General features: G+C 58.6%; 14 protein-coding genes. 5 read left to right on the top strand and 9 right to left on the bottom strand.

Features of this window, described 5'->3' with window-relative positions:
• The first annotated feature begins 7 nt into the window (after window positions 1-7).
• The gene (gene fae / locus PSR62_RS05010) at window positions 8-556 is read left to right on the top strand and encodes a formaldehyde-activating enzyme (RefSeq protein ID WP_274406717.1); all 549 of its coding nucleotides are present in this window, start codon (window positions 8-10) and stop codon (window positions 554-556) included.
• A gap of 198 nt (window positions 557-754) precedes the next feature.
• Here fae and PSR62_RS05005 read toward each other — a convergent pair whose 3' ends face one another.
• On the bottom strand, window positions 755-1,471 hold the full coding sequence (locus tag PSR62_RS05005; RefSeq protein WP_274406716.1) for a HEAT repeat domain-containing protein: 717 nt from the start codon (window positions 1,469-1,471) through the stop codon (window positions 755-757).
• A 481-nt stretch (window positions 1,472-1,952) separates the two neighbouring features.
• On the opposite strand from PSR62_RS05005, the gene PSR62_RS05000 reads away from it, so the two are divergent.
• The 3 genes from PSR62_RS05000 to PSR62_RS04990 all read left to right on the top strand — a co-directional run bounded on the left by PSR62_RS05000 (window position 1,953) and on the right by PSR62_RS04990 (window position 7,936).
• Window positions 1,953-6,059, top strand: coding sequence for a DEAD/DEAH box helicase (locus tag PSR62_RS05000; RefSeq protein ID WP_274406715.1), 4,107 nt, complete (start codon window positions 1,953-1,955; stop codon window positions 6,057-6,059).
• 935 nt (window positions 6,060-6,994) lie between these two features.
• Window positions 6,995-7,654, top strand: a complete 660-nt coding sequence (locus tag PSR62_RS04995) for a Uma2 family endonuclease (protein ID WP_274406714.1) — start codon at window positions 6,995-6,997, stop codon at window positions 7,652-7,654.
• Window positions 7,655-7,936 carry a hypothetical protein gene (locus tag PSR62_RS04990; protein ID WP_274406713.1) on the top strand — a complete coding sequence of 94 codons (282 nt, stop codon included), beginning with the start codon at window positions 7,655-7,657 and terminating at the stop codon, window positions 7,934-7,936.
• A 4-nt stretch (window positions 7,937-7,940) separates the two neighbouring features.
• Here PSR62_RS04990 and PSR62_RS04985 read toward each other — a convergent pair whose 3' ends face one another.
• The 3 genes from PSR62_RS04985 to PSR62_RS04975 form a co-directional block, all read right to left on the bottom strand.
• Complete coding sequence (locus PSR62_RS04985; protein ID WP_274406712.1) at window positions 7,941-8,465, bottom strand: DUF1579 family protein; 525 nt, start codon at window positions 8,463-8,465, stop codon at window positions 7,941-7,943.
• A 120-nt stretch (window positions 8,466-8,585) separates the two neighbouring features.
• The gene (gene rtcA / locus PSR62_RS04980; RefSeq protein WP_274406711.1) at window positions 8,586-9,641 is read right to left on the bottom strand and encodes an RNA 3'-terminal phosphate cyclase; all 1,056 of its coding nucleotides are present in this window, start codon (window positions 9,639-9,641) and stop codon (window positions 8,586-8,588) included.
• Window positions 9,634-11,166 (bottom strand): RtcB family protein, encoded by a 1,533-nt coding sequence (locus PSR62_RS04975; protein WP_274406710.1) that lies wholly within the window; start codon window positions 11,164-11,166, stop codon window positions 9,634-9,636. Before PSR62_RS04975 ends, rtcA begins: the two co-directional genes overlap by 8 nt.
• Window positions 11,167-11,351: 185 nt before the next feature.
• Between PSR62_RS04975 and rtcR the strand changes: the two genes are divergently transcribed.
• Window positions 11,352-12,971 (top strand): RNA repair transcriptional activator RtcR, encoded by a 1,620-nt coding sequence (rtcR, locus tag PSR62_RS04970; RefSeq protein ID WP_274406709.1) that lies wholly within the window; start codon window positions 11,352-11,354, stop codon window positions 12,969-12,971.
• A 518-nt stretch (window positions 12,972-13,489) separates the two neighbouring features.
• Here rtcR and PSR62_RS04965 read toward each other — a convergent pair.
• The 5 genes from PSR62_RS04965 to PSR62_RS04945 all read right to left on the bottom strand — a co-directional run bounded on the left by PSR62_RS04965 (window position 13,490) and on the right by PSR62_RS04945 (window position 19,959).
• The gene (locus PSR62_RS04965) at window positions 13,490-14,527 is read right to left on the bottom strand and encodes a bile acid:sodium symporter family protein (protein ID WP_274406708.1); all 1,038 of its coding nucleotides are present in this window, start codon (window positions 14,525-14,527) and stop codon (window positions 13,490-13,492) included.
• A gap of 5 nt (window positions 14,528-14,532) precedes the next feature.
• Complete coding sequence (locus tag PSR62_RS04960) at window positions 14,533-15,399, bottom strand: sugar phosphate isomerase/epimerase family protein (protein ID WP_443217398.1); 867 nt, start codon at window positions 15,397-15,399, stop codon at window positions 14,533-14,535.
• 946 nt (window positions 15,400-16,345) lie between these two features.
• Window positions 16,346-16,918 carry a hypothetical protein gene (locus tag PSR62_RS04955; protein ID WP_274406706.1) on the bottom strand — a complete coding sequence of 191 codons (573 nt, stop codon included), beginning with the start codon at window positions 16,916-16,918 and terminating at the stop codon, window positions 16,346-16,348.
• A gap of 32 nt (window positions 16,919-16,950) precedes the next feature.
• Window positions 16,951-17,568, bottom strand: coding sequence for an imidazole glycerol phosphate synthase subunit HisH (hisH, locus tag PSR62_RS04950; RefSeq protein ID WP_274406705.1), 618 nt, complete (start codon window positions 17,566-17,568; stop codon window positions 16,951-16,953).
• A gap of 402 nt (window positions 17,569-17,970) precedes the next feature.
• Window positions 17,971-19,959 (bottom strand): RecQ family ATP-dependent DNA helicase, encoded by a 1,989-nt coding sequence (locus PSR62_RS04945; protein ID WP_274406704.1) that lies wholly within the window; start codon window positions 19,957-19,959, stop codon window positions 17,971-17,973.
• Window positions 19,960-19,973 lie beyond the last annotated feature (14 nt).

The raw sequence follows: 19,973 nt of genomic DNA, 5'->3' as shown, positions 1-19,973 counted from the left end.
TTCTTTGATGTCAGATCGCATTGTCCTTCGCACGGGTGAATCCCTTGTCGCCGGTGGCCCACCCTTCACCGCTGCGGAACCCGAAGTCGTCATTGGCGAACTCGACGGCCCCGTTGGCACCGCCCTGGCCACTTTGACGGGTGACCAATCGATGGGTCACTCCAAAGTCTTCGCGATTCTGAACACCGACATCCAAGTCCGTCCGGTGACATTGTGCGTCAGCAAGGTGACGGTCAAAAACAGCCGTTACACCAACATTCTGATGGGCACGGTCCAAGCCGCGATCGCCAACGGAGTTTTGGATGCCGTTCGCGCCGGCGACCTCCCCAAGGAAAAAGCCAACGACCTCGGCATCATTTGCAGTGTGTGGTTGAACCCCGGTGTCATCGATGACGACAACTTGGATCACAAGGCCTTGTTCGATATTCACCGTCGCGCGATGACGCAAGCGATTCACAAAGCGATGAACAACGAGCCGTCGATCGATTGGTTGCTCGAAAACCAAGACAAGATCACCCACAAGTACTACCAAATGGGTCTCGACGGCAAAATCTAATTCGCCATCGGCAAAGTCGTCGATGGGCTCCGTCCAATCGACGAGCCCTGCGGCGAAGTTTGGTTTTGGAATTCCATCCGTCGCGGAAGTCGTCAAGACTTTCGGCGATTCAGGATGCAAATCGATACCTTGGACGAGTTCCGCGACCCGAAAACGCAAGCCGCTCTGCGATCGCCGATTTGCTTCCGAACGATTGCGTTACCGGAACAGCGAACCGTTGGCAGGCTCTTCACTTGTCGGACCGTTCAGGGCGGCGATCCATTCAGCCGGGTCGTCGCCCAGGTCTTTCCCGGTGCTCTCACGAAGCGTTTCGAGCACCAAGTCTTGCGTGGCAGGATCTCGGTCTTGAAGGGCCAGCTTGAGCGAATTGGTTGAGATCTCGCCGGGGTGCTTGCCCAGCGCCGCGATGGCGGCGTGGCGGACGTCTTGGTCTTGGGATTCTCCTGCGATCGAGGCCAACAACTGCGCCGCCCGTTCTTCGGGCCGCTCACCCAACGCACGGCAAGCTTCCATGCGAACCTTCAGGTTGTCGTCTTGCAGGCCTTTGGCAACCAAATCCAGCGTGCTCGCGTCTTTCGAACGCCCGGCGGCCAAGATCGCCAATCGACGCATCTCGGCGCTGGGATCGTTTTCATAGATCTGTTCCAGGTGCGGTGTCCAAGTCAGCTGGCGTTCTTCCGGCATGGCGATCATCGAATCCGCCAGCGACTGCAGTTCGTTGCGACGCTTGTGATCCGTCACCCCGATCGCCTCATCCGCCTTCCACTGACGCATCGTGAAGTAGGGATTGGCATGCTTGAGTGCATACATGGGGCCATCGTGACAGCCTCCGCACAGCACCAAAACAGGGGCCGTCAGGAGGACAGACATCAACGGAACGATCGACTGGAAAAGGCGACTCGCCATGCGGTTCATCCGAGACGGGAAGATTCATTGAACAATTCAACCTCCGACGTAGCAAATCCGCGTGGATGAGAAAAACCCCAATTCACCCCCGAAACGTTTCACGCCAGTGTTTCACAAGAGCGGAGCTCAGCCTCCATCAGCCTGTTCGACCTCGCCAACGGGAACACGCCGGAGGCGTTCAAGAGAGTAGCCGGCGGTCGAGCGAAGCGAACACCGCCGGAGGCTGCGACATCCTCCGGGCTCGTCCACGACTTCTCCCGACTGAATCCTCGAAGAACCGATCGAACGGCGCAAAAGGAGCCGGTCCCCGGTTAGGCAACGCCCACCGGGAAGACTATCCTTTTTTCGCTCGGGAAGAGGTCCAGTGAGCCGTCGACTCAGTGCTGGATCGCTGCTCCCAGACTGCCAATCCCAGATCAACTTGGAATCTCAACCATTGTCATCCCGCGGAACGAAAAGACCCTTCGAATCTCTTGATGGACTGCAGCAGTTGACATGTCAACTCCTCGCCGTCGCTTGGGGCCCGGTCGACCTGTCCGATCTATCGAAAATGGTGCGAAAAGCGCTGCCTTGCTTGACCAAGCTTGGCAAACCAGGACCTCCCAAGATCACCCAGGCCGTCATCAAGCCGATGATGAGTCAACTGCGAAACAACGGCTACATTCAGCTTCCATCCAGCACCAAATTCCAAATTCGGCCGTCCCTGGGCGATGCGATTCTGAGATCATCGATCCACGAAGGTACGTTCTCGGATCTGGTGGCCATCGTGAACGCATTTCACAAATCACACCGATACTCCTGGGAGCGACATCAGCCTTCAGACAAACTAAAGCAACAACGGATCGCATTCTATCAAGGCGATTTGGAGGGCTACTTCGACCATGCCTCAGAGGACGCGGTCCAAGCACGAACACTGGGCCTGCTGACGCCCTTTGACGAGACCGTCTACGAAGGCCTGCCTTTCGAACTTCAAGATGCCTACTGGCGGGTCTTCGGACCGCCCCTGTTGCACACGGCGAATGGCTCGGCGGCGATGATCGATCACGTCGAAGCTTGGTTGAAACGCTCGTCCCCCGAGGACGAGGCTGCCATTTCGGTGGGTGTCGATTTATTGTTTGCCGCGGGCCGCGTTGCCGCTTTGCAGCCGTTGGCGGAACTGCTGAAACACCAACGCCCCGAAATCCTTGGGCTGGTCTGCCTGCTGCATGGTGACCAGGATCAAGCGATCCAACACTTTGCCACCGCCATGCCAACTGCATCGCGAAAGAAAGGCTCGTCCTCGACGGCATGTCAAACCTTCGCCGGACTTCACTACCCGCTGCTATTGCTCCGGCAGTCCGATCCCCGAGCGACCGCAACGGCTGCCAAGATCATCCAACGACGCATCAAGCAATTGGATCAAGATCTGCTGCAAGGATGTGACGCCGTGTTGAGCGGGTGCGACTTTTTAGGCGACCCGGGACTGGCCCAATCCATCCAAACCAGTTGGACCGATGATGCCTCGCGCCCCTTGGCAACTTTGCTCAGCGGTTATGCGCGTGAAATTTGTTTCAGCACGGAACAAGCAGCCCGTGAACTGAAAAACCTTGCCAAAGTCAGCGAGTTGTATCGCGTCTCGGGAATGGATTGGCTGGCGGCCGAAGCGATGACCCTCGCCAACCGGCTCAAACCAAATCAATCGACTGCGAAAATGATTGCGAAACTGTACCACGCCACCGGCACATCACCGATGGCCGGTCAGTTCGAGCGAACACCCATTTGGAAAACACAACTCGGCGCCTTGCAAGCTTTTGCGGCCAGTTACCAGCCCGCGTCTCCCTCAGCCAAGCAGCCAGGCTCCGCGATACCGGAAGAGCAAAACCGTCTGGCGTGGTTGGTGACCATTGCGACCGATGACCGTCCTCTCGATTGTCGACCGGTTCACCAAAGCTATGGCAAAAAGGGCTGGTCCAAAGGTCGCCCCATTGCTCTGGAGCGAATCCATGACCCGAGTCGACTCGCCGAGTTTGATTTCCTGAAGCCAGAGGATCGAAAAATCTGCGGTTCGCTCCGTTGCGACATTTCACGCGATCCCTACGGGTACACGGAACGTTACTACTACTTTGAAACCGCGTTGTTGGTCGATGCCCTGGTCGATCACCCCTGTCTGTTCATGGACGACGACTCCCGATCGCCAATTGAAATTGAAAAGGGGCAGGCTCGTTTGGTGGTCGAGCAATCGCCCGAGGGTGGCGCCACGATTTCCTTGTCACCTCGACCAACATCCCGTGACTGTCATTTGCTGGTGCAACGCGAGAGCACGTCGAAGTTTTCGATTGTTCAATTCAGCGACGCGCAGTTGAAACTGGCGTCCATGTTGTCCGACGGTTTAACGGTGCCCGACTCCGCCGTCGATCAACTGCTCGACGCGGTGCGGCCACTGGCACCGATCGCGCCGTTGCATTCGGAGATCGAAGTCGCCGCCGAGGGTGCGGAGCAAGTCGTCGCTGACAGCGCCATTCACGCTCACTTGACGCCTTACGATCAAGGCCTGCAAATCACCTTCTTCACTCGCCCCTTTGGTGACAGTGGCGGTTTCTTCGTTCCGGGTCAGGGCAGTCGAACGGTCGTCACCAAGGTTGACGGTCAGATGCGATCGACTCGCCGGGATTTGGAGGCGGAAACAGACAGCCTTCGTGCGGTGCAAAACGATTGCGACTTCCTGGGTGAGCAGGCCAACGTCGAGGTCATCGATCTGCCCACTGCGGCGGAGGCTCTCGAAGCGCTGCTGGAACTGGAATCGCTGGTGGAAGAATCACGTTTGACGTTGCACTGGCCCAAGGGGCAAGCCTTTCAAATCGCCGGGTCCGCGGATGAGTCGGACTGGAAGATCAAGATCGACGGGGGCCAGGATTGGTTCGCCGCTTCGGGCAAACTGCAGGTGGACAACCAATTGGCCATCGAGATGATGGATCTGCTGGAGATGGCGAGCGCCAGCACATCCCGATTCGTGCAACTCAACGACGGTCGATTTGTGGCGCTCACCGAACACTTTCGCAAGCGACTGGAAACGATGGCCGCGTACACGGATCGCCGCCAAGACGAAGTGCGGTTCCCCACCATTCGCACCACCGCGATCGCCGAACTGACCGGCAACACTGACCTGATCGCCGACCAACAATGGAAGACGCAGATCAAGCGAATCGAATCGGCCGACCGCGTGCGACCGAAAGTTCCCAAGACGCTGGACGCAGAACTCCGCGACTACCAAGTCGACGGCTTCAAATGGATGTCCCGTTTGGCTCACCTGGGCGCGGGTGCCTGCCTGGCCGATGACATGGGATTGGGGAAAACGCTGCAGTGCCTCGCCGTTCTGCTCCACCGCGGCAAATCCGGCCCAGCCTTGATCGTCGCGCCGACATCGGTGGCCGCCAACTGGGTTTCCGAAATCGCACGCTTTGCACCCTCGCTGCGCCCGGTCCTGTTCAGCGAAGCGGATCGCGAGACGGTCATTGAGTCCTTGGGAAAACGAGACCTGCTGATATGCAGTTATGGTTTGCTGGCCAACGAAGCGGAAAAATTGCAATCCCGACGTTGGCAGACGCTGGTTCTCGACGAAGCCCAAGCGATCAAGAACGCAGACACCAAACGCAGCGAAGCAGCGATGGGACTCGAAGCGGATTTCCGAGTCGTGCTCACCGGCACACCCATGGAAAACCATCTGGGTGAACTGTGGAACCTGTTTCAATTCATCAACCCAGGACTACTCGGTTCCTCGGAGTCGTTTCAAGAACGCTTTGCCGTTCCGATCGAACGCGATCATCGCCGCGACGTCCAGCGACAACTCAAGCAATTGATCGCGCCGTTCATTCTGCGACGGACGAAGTCCCAAGTTTTGGATGAACTCCCACCGCGAACCGAAATCACCGTGCCGATCGAATTGGGTGACAAGGAAGCCGCGATGTACGAAGCCATTCGTCAAAAGGCACTCCAAAACTTGGAGGACAGTGACGACGACCGACCCATGCACATCAAGATCCTGGCGGAACTGATGCGTCTGCGCCGGTTCTGTTGTCATCCCGATTTAGTCGACGCCAACGCAGGCCTGAAAGCAGCAAAACTCGAACGCTTCACTGAAACGGTGACGGATCTGATCGAGGGCGGTCACAAGGTGTTGGTGTTCAGCCAGTTCGTCGGCCACCTGCAACTCTTGAGAGACCGACTCGATGAACGAAAGATTTCATATCAGTACCTGGACGGCAGCACGCCCGCGAAGAAACGCAAGACCAGCGTGGATGCCTTCCAGGACGGCGAAGGCGACGTGTTCTTGATCAGCTTGAAAGCCGGGGGCGTGGGGTTGAACCTGACGGCGGCCGACTACGTGATCCACATGGACCCCTGGTGGAATCCCGCCGTGGAAGACCAAGCCTCCGACCGCGCCCACCGGATGGGACAACAGCGGCCCGTGACGGTGTACCGATTCATCACCACCGGAACGGTCGAAGAGCGGATCTTGAAACTCCATGAAAGCAAACGCGACCTCGCCGACAGCCTGCTCGAAGGCACCGAGTCATCCGCCAAACTCACCGCCAAAGAACTCATGAAATTGATTCAGTAGCGAGACCGCCCGTCACCTCTCCCCCAGTTTCGCTGGGGCGAGACAACACCCAAGTCACCTCTCCCCCAGCTTCGCTGGGGGCAAGAAAACGCCCAAGTCACCTCTCCCCCGGCTTCGCCGGGGGAGAGGTCGAACGGGCCGATTGAGGCCCTGTTCGGGTGAGGGGGCTCCACACAGCAAACCCACGTGATTGGCGTCACCTCGCACTGCGCGAACAGGTTCGACATTCCATCGAACGGCTGAGATCTTCTCGCCGTTCAGCCTGATTGGCTGCCAGCGTCGCCGATCGTCACCTGCAGATCGGCGCCCACCGCCTGCGTATCGAAGTCGTGCAGTGTCGAAGGTCGTCGGCCAGGTTGGACCTGGCTTGGCGAATCGGAGTGCCGGCAATCGAGCTGGCCGCCATTTCGCTCGGGTTTCCCAACAGATTCCCATTCGCGAGGGAGGGACCACGAAGTGGTCCAAGACGGTAGCCGGTGGTCGAGCGAAGCGAACACCACCGGACAACGAAAAATGGCTCATCCGACGGAAGCGTGCGCGGCACCCTGACTTCAGGTTTTTGGAGGGATTTCTCCGATGCGCCGAAGGTGCTTCGCGGCCCACCGGCATGCTCGCCATGCCGGTGGGCTGTTTTCAACACGGGCGCCGTCCATCATTGAACATTCGGACATCGGTGCATGCCTTGAAAACCTCGGGCGCACCCTTCCGTCGGATGAGCCCGAAACAATCCCGGGGGTTTGGGGGCTGGCCCCCAAGTGCACTGGCATCGTTCACTGATCCGTTGACAAAGTTGTCTCAATCTCGTTGACACATTCCGTTTTCCGCCACTCAAGAACTGATGCAATCCAAGCCTGGCGGACGTTCGCATGAATCCGTTGGGGTAGAATCAGGCGAAAGTCACTTGGCGACATATCCGAAATCTGGAGGCAATTCCATTGAGTGAAACGGCTCAAGAAACCAGCTCGCGCTACGTGCATGACATCGTCCCTCAACTGAACAGCGGGGATGTGTTGTCGCATGATGAATACCTCCGCCGGTATGAAGCGGCGCCCGAAAAACTCAAGGCCGAACGAATCAACGGAAGGGTTTATCTGATGAACGCCCTGCGAGCGACAACCCATGGCGACCCACATTCCATCTTGAATTTTTGGCTCAGCACATACGCGATGCATGCCCCCAATCTTGTCGTGTCCGACAACGCGACTGTGTTCTTGGGGTCCGATCATGAACCGCAGCCTGACCTCTGCATGCGGCAGCAAGTGGGCGGCTCGACTCATCTCAATCACGAAGGCTATCTCGTCGGCCCGCCCGAGCTGATCGTTGAAATCGCGGGGTCCTCCGCCAGCTATGACTTCGGCGAAAAACGTGAGGTGTACGAGGCCGCTGGCGTCGGTGAATACTTGATCTTCGAAACACTCGAAGGTCGCATCGAATGGTGGCACCACGATGGCAACCAGTTTATCGCTGCACCGCGCGATGCCGACGTTTTCAAAGGCGTGACCTTCCCAGGCCTGTGGCTCGACGGTGACGCGTTCCGCGCCGGGGACCGGTTTCGCTTGACCGAAACCTTGCAGCGCGGCATTCAATCCGTCTGAATGCGTCTTGTGTTGCCCGATTGGTCGGGAACCTATCGGCACCATCTGGATGCCGAACCACTCGACTCATTGGGAACCGGAACTCAAGGCATTGTTTTCGCAGCACTGCGTCCACGATATCCGTTCGTTTTCACAGTCATGTTTCATCTCCGGCAGGTGGCCTGCGACCGCGAAGTCAGCGTCTCCCTTCGCCTGCAAGACTTGGATGTCCAGGAAGTCTGCGGCCACCCAATCCCGGAACTGCTTCACCACGATGACGAATTGCTTCCCACTCGGTCCTAACCAGCTACTTGCCCGCTGCTCGCTGGTAGACGATTTCCATCACCTTGACCTTCTTGCCATCGATCATGCTGTGCATGGTTGTCGTGCGTTTGTCGGTGCCTTGGTAGACCGTTGTCACCGTGCCCGTTGATGGTTTGCCCTGCATGTCGACTCCCTTGGTCTGCAGCGTCATCGTCTTGGTCTTGGGGTCGTAAGTGCCCTTCATCTGCGTGGCCACGGGCGTCATCGAATCGATCCAACTGCCAACGTACTGCTTCGACGCAGGGTCGTAGCCAACATGGCCCCGTCCTTCGAACACTTCCCCGCCGAATTCGCCCTTGAAACTGCTGACCAGCCAAACCTGGCCCAGCATCTTGTTCTCTTCCGTGCCTTCGGAAACCATTTCCTGTCCCATGCCGTGCATCGTCACTTTGGCATCCCAGGTCCCAGCGTCCATTTGAAGAACGTCCTTGGGCAACATCTCCTGAGCCAATGCCGACGTCCCTTGCCAGCCAACCAAAACCATCAAGCAAACACTGAACATTCGCATCGCAACCACCTCTTGAGAAGAAACAAAACCGCTTGCAACAAGCCTGTGTTTATACTCGCTTTGCTTCCCGCAATGGAGAACTGCAACCAATGCTTGAAACCTTGCAGCACGGCAATCAGTTCACGCTGAGCCAATGCAGCCGTCACCTGCTTCAACACTCACGTCAACGGAACCGTTTTCACCGGTGACAGACTGAATGTTGACATCGAGAAAACGTCGCAGCACTTCGATGTGAGTTTGACAGTGCGGGGACAGGGGCCCGGTGCGAAACTCACTGCGGTGCCCGTTGCGCGCCGCCAAGCCCATCGGTAACAACAGTTGATCGGCGAGGAACACACCCACGGGCGCGTCGCTGGCCAAGTGAGCACGGGCCTCACGCAACGTCGCCCGCGCCACCTGCTCCGCTTTGACTCCGATCTTGCCAAACCCAATGATCAATTCACGGACGTTGTCAAACCCCAACTCGATCATCACGACATTGCCCGGACCACCGGCTTGCGGAACATCGAGCACCTGGAATGCCTTCTTGTCCCAGCCGGTTTTTCGTGCGATCAGGTCACACTCACGTTCGCCCACCGATGTTGGAATCTTGGAAACCAATGCGGTGACTCTCGGTTGCAGTTTCCCGACTCGATCCGTCAACGTGAGTCCTTTGATCCCAGTCGAGGGCGTGACCTTCAGCACCACCCGCCCACCACCGGCGGGATAAAACCCGTGGGATTCAATGTCGGCTTCGACATTCGCATTCATCCGAGCCAACAACGGCAGGTAGCAACGCAAGAAGAAATCAAATGGCGGTGCCCACGCTGCGTGCGTCCCACCGCCAATCTCGATCGTGGATGGTGCATCCGCGTGCAGAAGAACCGGCAGGATGGTCTGCGCCACCAGGATCGCACTGCCCGCGGAACCCACTTCAAAGCGATGGTCGCCGCCCGACAATTTGCCAGGCACCAAAGTCAATTCATTCGAGCCCAGTTGGTCACCGTCCACGTCCCCCGAACACACCGCTTGGATCGCCCGCACACCGGCCAGATGCTGACGCAGCAGCCCCGGTTTCTGGCGACCGCCGCGAATGTTGGTGAGGCGAACGGGCTGGCCCGTGACCGCCGCGAGGGCGAGCGAAGAGCGGACAATCTGCCCGCCTCCTTCGCCCTCGTTTCCATTGATTTCAATCATCTGCTTTGCTCGCATCCTTGATCACAAACCGGGCTTTCAAACGAGCCACTTCGCTTGCCAATCCAGCGGACTTGACCGACCGCAGGACTTCATTGAAATCCTTGTATGCCGCGGGGGCTTCGTCGATCGGGTACTTGCGGCAATTGCTCAAAATATCGTTGGAATCAAATTCCGAATCCACCGTCGCTTGATCCAGCACACGTTTGGCGTGACGTCGTCCGAGCGTCCGTCCCGCACCATGGTTGACGCTGTAACAAGACGCCGACGCACCTTCCTCGGCCACCATCACGGCTGACCCATCGCGTGGATTTCCCGGCAACAGAATCGGGTGCCCGGATTTTGCAAACGGGGTGTTGGCGAGTGAATGATGCCCACCCGGTATCGCTCGCGTGGCTCCCTTTCGATGCACCCAGGCTGGTTGATTGCCCACGATTTCCTTTCGAGCGATGTTGTGACTGATGAAGTAAACCAGGTTCCCGCGGGTTCCCGGAATCACTTCCTGGAACGCTTCCAGTACGAGAGCATTGATCAGCAAATGGTTCACGGTCGCGAAGTTCGCTCCCAAGGCCATGTCATCGAGGTAGTCATTCGCTTCCTCGGTTCCCAAAGGAGCGTAGACCAATTGGCGATCGCCCGCAGGCAGCGGAATCCCCCACCGATCGAACTTGTCTTGCAAGGTACGGAATTGGCCCGACGCCAAGTTGTGTCCGAACCCGCGCGATCCACAGTGCGACAGAAACGCCACGTTTCCATCGATCAGACCAAACGTTTGAGCCACTTCACGAGCACGGTCGTCATCGCCAACTTCCACCACTTCGCATTCACCGAAGTGGTTCCCGCCTCCGTACGACCCCAGTTGCTGCATCTTGTCGCTGAAGTTGCTCATGTGGCGATGCCCCAGAATCGTTTCGAGTCGATTCTCGAGTGCCAACTCCGTGTCATCGTGTCCAACATGGTGCGAGTCTTCGCAGCGGTGCGACCAACTGGTCGGGATCCCCAGAGCGCGGCACACATCGTCGCTTGCGCCCTCGGTCACCAATTGCTTCCCAAGGGTTCGGTTGACATGCCGTGCCTTGGTCACGCTGCGTTGCCCTTTTCCAGCGCCCGTCGGCGTGCGTTGGCAGATCGCCGAAATCAAGGCTCGACGAACCTTGCGGTCCTCGATCGCTTCGGCGGGAAGATCCAATTGCAACAAGCTCATCGAACACTTGATGTCGACACCGACCGGACCGGGATAAATGTGAGTGGGCGAAACCATCACGCAACCCACTGGTGCTCCGTAACCACAGTGCGCGTCAGGATTCAAAACCAGATCGGTGACGCCGGGGGCCAATCGCGAATTGACGGCCTGTTGCAAGCACAAGTCGTCGAAGGTTTCTCGAATGGACTCGGTTCCGAAAACCCGAATCGGCGCGGTCGTTTCCGTCCGCAGCAGCGCGGTCGCTTCGCCGGTCGAAACCATTCCGGGGCCGGAGTACTTGAAGCGCGAATCCGGGGTGGAGCGAGTCTTGGTCGATGTCGTCATGGAAGCCTCGAGCTGAAGAAATTCGATGGGTGATGCGGGTTTGCTTAAGCACCGCCCGTGCCAAACCTCCACCAGAACACGCAAGACACTCCCTGACAGGGACTTACGGAAAAAGCGAGCAATCAGCACCTGGAACAGAACCACCTCTCGCGTATACAAATCGCTAGTGAATTATACTGTGGGATATGAACAAGAAATGCGTTGTCATCGGCCTGCTCGGCGTCCATCTCGACCAACCCCGCAAATCTCGCGATCGGTGGGGCACCTGGCGTCCCTCGGTGGCGATCTGCCAGCAGGATGACTTGATCGTCGATCGGTTCGAGCTGATCGCCGAACGTCGTTACTCCAAGCTGGCCGACCAAGTTGTTCAAGACATCGAGACCGTCTCCCCGGAAACGTCCGTGCGAGTGCATCCGATCGCGTTGAAAGACCCGTGGGACCTGGAAGAGGTCTACGCGGGACTGCATCAGTTCTCTCGCGACTACGCCTTCGACACGGACGCCGAAGACTACTTGGTTCACATCACCACCGGGACCCACGTCGCACAAATCTGTCTGTTCCTGTTGACGGAGTCCCGTCACTTGCCGGGGCGTTTGATCCAAACGTCGCCGCCGCCAGCGAGAGGTCGGTCCAAGCAACAGGAGGCAGCCTCGGTGCAGGGGACGTTCCAGATCATCGACTTGGATCTGTCCCGCTACGACGAACTGGCCAAACGCTTTGGGCAAGAACAAGACGAAGCACGCTCCATCCTCAAACACGGCATTGAAACCAAGGACCCGTCCTTCAATGCACTGATTGACCGGATCGAGCGAGTGACCCTGGCCACGAAGGCACCGATCTTGATGTCCGGTCCGACTGGGGCAGGCAAAACGCAACTTGCGAAACTGGTTTACGAACTCAAGCACAGCCGGCGACAGGTCAGTGGCCCGTTCGTCGAAGTCAACTGCGCGACGATCCGAGGCGAACAGGCCATGTCGACGCTGTTCGGTCACACCAAGGGAGCCTTCACGGGAGCAAGCTCCGCGCGGGCGGGACTGCTGAAATCCGCCGATGGCGGCATGCTGTTCCTCGACGAGATCGGTGAACTGGGGCTGGATGAACAAGCAATGATGTTGCGTGCGATCGAAGAGAAGGAATTCACGCCGGTCGGATCCGACCAAAGCATCCGCAGCGACTTTCAATTGATCGCGGGAACGAATCGTGACTTGATGTCCGAAGTCAGTGCGGGCAGGTTTCGGGAAGACTTGTTGGCCAGAATCAACCTTTGGTCATTTCGATTGCCCGGACTCAGCGAACGAAGAGCTGACATTGACCCCAACCTGGACTACGAGTTGCAGCAATTCACGCGTGACTCCGGGCAGAAGGTCACGATCAGCACAGAGGCTCGCAAAGCGTTTGTCGATTTCGCCCTGGACCCGGCCACACCTTGGAACGCCAACTTTCGCGATCTCAATGCGGCCGTGACGCGGATGGGGACGCTTGCCGAAGGCGGACGCATCACGATCGAATTGGTGACCGAGGAAATCGCCAGACTGCGATCGAGCTGGCAGGTCGCCGATGCCCACCGCGAGGACACGTCCATCTTGGCCAGCTGCTTGGATGAAACCCAAGTCTCGAAACTGGATCGCTTCGATCGCGTGCAGCTCGCCGAGGTCATTCGGGTTTGCCGCCAAAGCCGATCGCTGTCACAAGCCGGCCGAACCCTGTTTGCCGAGTCACGCAAAGCCAAGGCCAAACCCAACGACGCCGATCGCTTGCGAAAGTACTTGCAGCGTTTCGGTTTGAGCTGGAACGAACTGCTCTGAACGTGGGACGCTGGTCTCGGGGCTTCCGCTCCGAGCTAAGCAGGTACGCTGGTGTCATCGGGTATGTGAGCCGCTGGCGTTAGCCACGGTTTTCACGCACAACCGGGGCTAACGCCCAAACGGCTCACATGGTTGTGCTTGATCACTCCTGCCGACCTGCTTAGTGTTGACGGCGCCTCCGGGGCGAATTTGCGTCCAAGGCTCCGGAAGAGACCTCGTGGATCGAGGTCGTGCAGTTTTTAAGTGCAGTGCTCATCAAATCTTGCGAACCCCGCCCGTGAAACGGGAGGGGTCGAGAAACGAGCCTTCAGCAAGGTTTTCGGGGGAGGGCAATTCATACTGCGATCCCATGCTCGTGCCCCCTCCCTCGCGGACGCCTGAACGGCGTCGCTCGACCTCCCCTGAAACTTCGTTTCAGGGGAGGTGCGACAAGTAAAAACCAACTCAAAAACGGCATCAAAAAAAACTGCACGGCCTCGATCGCTCGGGGTGGAAGCCCCGAGATGGCTGCGCAAGCTTCATCCTGACGAATCCTTCTTTCCCCTTGCCAACCAAGCGTCGGCGACCACGGTGTCCCAGACCAACTGAATGACGTGGTAGATGATCATTGGCAACACGCTGACCCCCAGATCCATGGACGTTTGCAGGCCAATCGCGAGCGTCTTCTGGCTGGCCGAGAACCCCACGGCGATCTGTGTCTCGGGACCGCGTCCCAGCACCCACCGGGTGAAGAGGATTCCGGCCAACAAACACACCAAGTGAATCGCAGAGGCAGTCGCGATCAGTTGAGCAAAGACCGCCATCCCGCCTTCCTCGGTGATCGAGGCCAGCTTGTCGGCGGTGGTCACGGCACCGAACACCACCATGGTCAGGATGCCGCCCTGAGCCGCCCAAGACAACCTTGGCTTGGTTCGATCCGCCCACTCGGCCCACCCTCCCAGACGCATGCCCTGGGCCAAGGTCAGCGGAGCCACCACCACCAATCCCAACTTGATCGCTTGATCGGCCAACGTCCGGCCGCCCGCTCCAGCGGCCCCCGCCCCCAATTCCGCCACCGCCACCGCCTGCAGACCACGGGTGAGCTCCGCCACGGCTTCGGTCTCCGACACCCACCACCATCCCAGCGGGATCACACCGACGCAGGCGAGATTGGTCACCACCGTGGTCAGCATCGGGATCGAATCATCCCCCCCGGCGCGGCGCGTCCACACCATCGCCGAGGCGAGCGTGCAAGGCACCAATGAAGCCACGTAGAACGACAACCTCCATTCCGGAGCCAGCCATCCCGCAATCCACCAAGCCGCCACAGGCACCGCCAGCGTGTTCAGGCCGACCGCGGCCAGCACCGCCATGGGTCGCCGCACCGCATCCGTCACGGATCGCAACGGCAGCGTCATTCCCGATGCCCACATGACCGCAAACACGACCGCGCCGCGAAGCCATTCCTGCTCCGCGACCGGACGAAGCACGTCGGCGGCGGTGAAACCAATCGCAAACAACACCGCCAACGTCAGAAGAAACCCGTGCCGTCGTCCCCAGGCAAAAATCGGATTCATTCGGATCAAGCCTGGTTGGCGGCGGCTTGCTTCGCTGCTGCCACCGCTTTCGCGATCACGTCGCGAGACTTCTGGCAGCCTTCCGCGGCGACCTGCTCCGCAGGCAGCTTCCAATACCCTGGGTTGAACAACTCCAGCGAGAACGTGCCAGCAAATCCATTGCGAAGCAACATCGCGATCGTGCCCACCAAGTCACACACCCCATCGCCCGGGTACACCCGGTCTTTGTCGGCGATCACATCAATCCCGGGCTGAGCGGGATAGTCGTTGATATGGAACAACGGCATGCGGGACGCTTCGATCATCCCCAATGACGACATCTCATTGCCGCCTTTGTAAATGTGATAGAAATCAGGCAGCACCGCCGCGGACGGATGAGCCGCGGCCGTCGAAACGTAAGCCAACTCCGCCAGGCGATGCAGCACCGGCGAGAACCCCCAGAGTTCCAACAACGGCGTCACGCCCATCGTGTCCCCGAGTTCCAAGATGGCCCGGTAACGTTCGCCGATCGTCTCGAGCGAGGGTGCACCGCCTTCGCCAAGTTCTTCGGTCCGATGAACTCCAATCGGAGGTGCGGCCATTTGCTTGCCACCGAGCGCTGCCACCAACTCCATGTCCCGCTTGGCTTCGTCCAAACCGGCTTGGCGTTCCGCGGGATCGTCCACGATCCAACGGGCAAATCCGATCGCCCCGACAACATTCAATCCCGTGTCGTCGAGCTGTTTCTTCAAATCGGCAACGCTACCGCCGCCATCCACGTGACTTCGCAGATCACGGATCCACGGCTCGATGCCATCAAATCCAGCTTTCGCAACCACCTCGATTTGCTGAGGCACGGTCAAGTTGTGCCCACGCAGCGTGCTGGTGTTCATCGCCAGCGGTGGCACCGAAATCATGTCCATCAAGTTCGTCTTGGCAGCAAGCATCGTGCGTGACTCTCCCGCGAGAAGTTGAGTGGCGGGCAGAGCCGCCGCTGCGACAGTGGAGGCCGCCAACAACGCTTGGCGACGAGGAATGGGGTTCGACATCAAGGCAGCATCCTGAGGAATGAAAACCCACAGTGTATTTCAATCCGAGGGCGAGCGGTCGGTTTCCCACGAACCGCCGACGGTTTGGGTCATTCTGCTACTTCACAAGTCGCTTGCAACAGCGAAAGGTTCGGGTAGCGAAACTCGTCAAGAGTTTCGTTTGGCAGCACGAATTCCCGAAAGTCTTGACGACTGTCGCTACTCGGGATCTGCGCAAGCCGCTCCGAGCAGGTCGTAGCTCCACTGCCGCGTGCGACCACCACCGGATGGAGAAAGGCTCGGGTAGCGAAACTCGTCAAGAGTTTCGAGTGGCAGCACGAATCCCCGAAAGTCTTGACGACTGTCGCTACTCGGGATCTGCGCAAGCCGCTCCGAGCAGGTCGTAGCTCCACTGCCGCGTGCGACCACCACCGGATGGAGCAGGGCTCGGGTAGCGAAACTCGTCAAGAGTTTCGAGTGGCAGCACGAATCCCCGAAAGTCTTGACGACTGTCGCTACTCGGGATCTGCGCAAACCGCCCCGAGCAGGTCGTAGCTCCACTGCCGCGTGCGACCACCACCGGATGGAGAAAGGTTCGGGTAGCGAAACTCGTCAAGAGTTTCGAGTGGCAGCACGAATCCCCGAAAGTCTTGACGACTGTCGCTACTTGGGATCTGCGCAAACCGTCCCGAGCAGGTCGTAGCTCCACTGCCGCGTGCGACCACCACCGGATGGAGAAAGGTTCGGGTAGCGAAACTCGTCAAGAGTTTCGTTTGGCAGCACGAATCCCCGAAAGTCTTGGCGACTGTCGCTACTCGGGATCTGCGCAAGCCGCCCCGAGCAGGTCGTAGCTCCACTGCCGTGTGCGACCACCACCGGATGGATCCGGAACAAAGCGAGTCCCGCCCGCAGATTCAGGATCGCAAATCATCTGGGTCTGCCCATGCAAACAACTTGCCAGCATTTTTTCCGCTGAGTACTTGGTCCCCAAGTCGGCGTCCGGATGCTCCTTCGCAGCGGCAGCCGACATCCTGACCGCCCAGTCAAATCGAACAGCGGGACGCGAATTCCCATCTGCCGATGAGTCACCTGTTTCCAAAACCTGCACGCTGACACTGAAGTGACTGCTGCCGGCACAGCCGACTCCCAGGATTGTCGGCACGCCTTCGATGGTCTCGGTTGACAATTGCTGAAGTGCCGGTGAGGCGGGCCAGTCCTGATCGGACGAACCTTCTTCGCTGCGGGCTTCGCACACCTCGCCCGATTCGGACTGCCAGCGAACGACGTGAGCGTAGCGATCCTGCTGCCACTCAAACCGAATTTGGACACTCCCGTTTTCGGTTTGCAGTTGGTGAGCGGGTGGAGTCGAGATGGATGGATTCATGAATTTTCGTCTCTGTTTGGGTGGCGGATGGCTCAGGCGACTTCGACCGGCGAGGTTGCGAAACGCTGCATCAATCGCAGCCCGTCTCCCTGGCTCTTTTCGGGGTGGAACTGCGTCGCGATCAAGTTGCCACGACGCACGGCGGCACAAAACTCGCCGCCGTAGTCACAGGTCAGTGCCACCACGGACGGATCGGTCGGACGAACGTAGTACGAGTGAACAAAGTAAAAATGAGTTCCGGATGGAATGCCCAGATCGGCCCCCGCCGATTGCACATCGACCGCGTTCCATCCCATGTGCGGGACCTTGTATTCCACCGGCAATTCGAACGGGACCACGTCGCCAGCCAACACCCCCAGACCTTCGTGGGTGCCGCCTTCCAGGCCCTGTTCAAACAACATCTGCAGGCCCAGGCAGATTCCCAAAAAGGGTTTGCCCGACGCGATGAAGTCCTTGATTGGTTTTTCCAGATCGCGACGACGAATCTCGCCAATCGCATCCCCAAACGCTCCCACGCCCGGCAGAATCAATCGCTCGGCCGCTGCGATCTGGCTGGCGTCACTGGTGATCTCCGCTTCCACGCCCGAACGCTCCACCGCCTTTTGGACGCTGCGGAGGTTTCCCATTTGGTAGTCAACGATGGTGATCATGGGTGCCAATCTCAAAAAATGGTTTCGAGGGAATGGGGTTACGAGAGAACAAAGTCAGGGGAAAGGTCTGCCGTCGGTCGTTTTACAACATCCGCTTGCCGGCCCTAACCCGACGCGTGGCGGCTGGTTGATTCAATCCATCCAGGGATCCAACAATCAGCCGATGGGCGCTCGCCCAATGCCATCTACTTTGTAGCGGAACGGCGCGAGCCGTCCGGTGACGCGCCGGAAAACACCCACGATTTACCGGACGGCTTGCGCCGTTCCGCTAACAAAATCCCCTCGGTTGGTTCTAAAGTAGATGGCATTGGGCGCTCGCCCACGGTTCTCAGCCACGAACCGGTTGCGAACGCATTTCGGCTGAATTCTATCAACACCCGATGCACGAGTGATCACATCGAATCAGTTCGCTCGCATTGCCGCCAAAACGGTCGTGAAGGGAACGGATTCACAGACACCGAAGCCGAAATGCCGGTTCACACGAAAACGCATGAAAGCGGGCGTGTACAAGCCACACAGGAATTTGGCCCGATCGATCGGATCTGAAAAGAGGTCGGGATACGCCGCCATCGCATCTGCCATCGCTTTGGAGGCCGAATCGCCGATCGAATCGGGTGGATTCAGCTGGGTGTCCCACGGCCCCTCGCCACGACAGGCTGAACATTTCCCACAGGGCCGCGAGCGACGCGAACCGAAATGAGCGGCCATCGAGACCGGCAAACACTCGCTGCAGGCCAGGAAACCCATCATCGAATCGATTCGCTGCTGCGTCGCATCCATCGACGTGTCAAAGCGTTTCAGCAAATGCTTCACCGTCGCCGCGGGCCGAGCAATTCGCTCGACCCAGCGGTACCCGTGCATCAACTCGGACGATTCCAATTCAATGATCCCGGACAAAGCCAACTCCTCGAGCGCTGCCACCAGACGAATCCGAGACACCCCATATTGCCGCGTCGCCAGAACCAAGTTGACCCGATACGCCCGCTTGGCTTTGACCAACGAAGCCACAATCGCTTCCGCAGCCTCCGGATCAATCGTGCCACTCCGCGAAGCAATTTCCGAAATCTCGCACCTCGGTTTGACTCGGTAGACGTCGTACCGCGCGGGCAACAGTTCCAGGCATCCACGTTGTCGCAACTGAATCATGAACGTCCCCAGCACACCGACCGACAAATTCACTTCCCAAGCCAGTTTGCCAAGCGCCAAGTAAAACGAATCCGGTTGGCCGATCAATCGATCCAGCAAACGTTCCACGGACTGCTTCGTCGGCCAGTCACTGCATGGCAAATTACGAATCGCGACTTGGTCTTCGGGAACCAACCAAGTCTGACACTGCGTCGCTTTGCCATCCCGACCGCCACGACCAATCTCTTGGCTGTACCCTTCCAACGAAGAGGATGGGTTGTAGTGAATCACTCGGCGCACATTGGCTTTGTCCACGCCCATCCCAAAGGCCACGGTGCCGACCAAGATGCCGTGGTTGGATTCCAGAAACCAATGCTGAATGGAATTGCGTTGTTCGCTGGTCAATCCCGCGTGGTACGCCATCGCGGAAAGACCTGCTTCGTTCAGCGATTCTGCCAGTTGCTCGGCGGTTCGACGACGAGTGACGTAAACAATCGTGACGCCCTTGGTGCGGGACTTGGCCGCCGCCCGAAGCTGTTCCAGCAACCGTTCATCGCGCTCTCGAGAGGTCACCTGCGTGCACTGCAGGTGCAAATTCGAACGATGTGTCGGCAGCTTCACAACATCGGTTCGTTCCAACCCAAACGCGGATCGAATTTCGCGCACGACTCGGGTCGGCGCCGTCGCGGTCAACGCCAGCACTTGCGGGATACTGTGCTCCTCCACCACGTCCGGCAACCGCAGGTAATCGGGACGAAAGTGGTGCCCCCACTCGCTCATGCAATGGGCTTCGTCGACCGCCAACATCGAGATCGGTGTTTCCCCCAGGACCGCACGAAAACGCTCGTTGAAAAAACGTTCAGGGGAAACGTAGAGCAACTTGCAGTGCCCCGAACGAACACGTTGCAAGTCCAAACGCAGCTCTTGAGGCGAGGCGGAATGGTCCAGCCTCGCGACCTCGATGCCCCGCCGTTTCAGCGAGTCACCTTGGTCTTTCATCAACGCAACCAAGGGCGACACCACGACTGTCAGATGCGGCAAACACTGGCTGACCAATTGGTAGCACAAGCTTTTGCCACTGCCCGTTGGCATCACGGCGACCACGTTGCGACCGTCAAACAGTCGTTCCATGACCTTCCGTTGAGGCGGCAGCAAACGCTCGAACCCAAACGATTCCTTCAGGACCCGCTCGGCGTGAGCCCAGCGGGTGGAACGCAAGCTTGAATCAGGCAAAGCGTCGTCGGCGTCCGTGCCCGTTTCTACCATCGTGCCCGTTATCT

It is taken from the genome of Rhodopirellula sp. P2, from assembly GCF_028768465.1.
In the GTDB taxonomy this organism is placed as follows: Bacteria; Planctomycetota; Planctomycetia; order Pirellulales; family Pirellulaceae; genus Rhodopirellula.
Note: the sequence above shows the minus strand (reverse complement) of the source record. Positions and strands in the feature narration are given on the sequence as shown.

Bases quoted from the DNA above. Each gene is read 5' to 3' on its own strand.
- fae (WP_274406717.1), top strand. From the start codon at position 8: ATGTCAGATCGCATTGTCCTTCGCACGGGTGAATCCCTTGTCGCCGGT.
- PSR62_RS05005 (WP_274406716.1), bottom strand. From the start codon at position 1,471: ATGAACCGCATGGCGAGTCGCCTTTTCCAGTCGATCGTTCCGTTGATG.
- PSR62_RS04990 (WP_274406713.1), top strand. From the start codon at position 7,655: ATGCGTCTTGTGTTGCCCGATTGGTCGGGAACCTATCGGCACCATCTG.
- PSR62_RS04985 (WP_274406712.1), bottom strand. From the start codon at position 8,465: ATGCGAATGTTCAGTGTTTGCTTGATGGTTTTGGTTGGCTGGCAAGGG.
- rtcA (WP_274406711.1), bottom strand. From the start codon at position 9,641: ATGATTGAAATCAATGGAAACGAGGGCGAAGGAGGCGGGCAGATTGTC.
- PSR62_RS04975 (WP_274406710.1), bottom strand. From the start codon at position 11,166: ATGACGACATCGACCAAGACTCGCTCCACCCCGGATTCGCGCTTCAAG.
- rtcR (WP_274406709.1), top strand. From the start codon at position 11,352: ATGAACAAGAAATGCGTTGTCATCGGCCTGCTCGGCGTCCATCTCGAC.
- PSR62_RS04965 (WP_274406708.1), bottom strand. From the start codon at position 14,527: ATGAATCCGATTTTTGCCTGGGGACGACGGCACGGGTTTCTTCTGACG.
- PSR62_RS04960 (WP_443217398.1), bottom strand. From the start codon at position 15,399: ATGAACACCAGCACGCTGCGTGGGCACAACTTGACCGTGCCTCAGCAA.
- PSR62_RS04955 (WP_274406706.1), bottom strand. From the start codon at position 16,918: ATGAATCCATCCATCTCGACTCCACCCGCTCACCAACTGCAAACCGAA.
- hisH (WP_274406705.1), bottom strand. From the start codon at position 17,568: ATGATCACCATCGTTGACTACCAAATGGGAAACCTCCGCAGCGTCCAA.
- PSR62_RS04945 (WP_274406704.1), bottom strand. From the start codon at position 19,959: ATGGTAGAAACGGGCACGGACGCCGACGACGCTTTGCCTGATTCAAGC.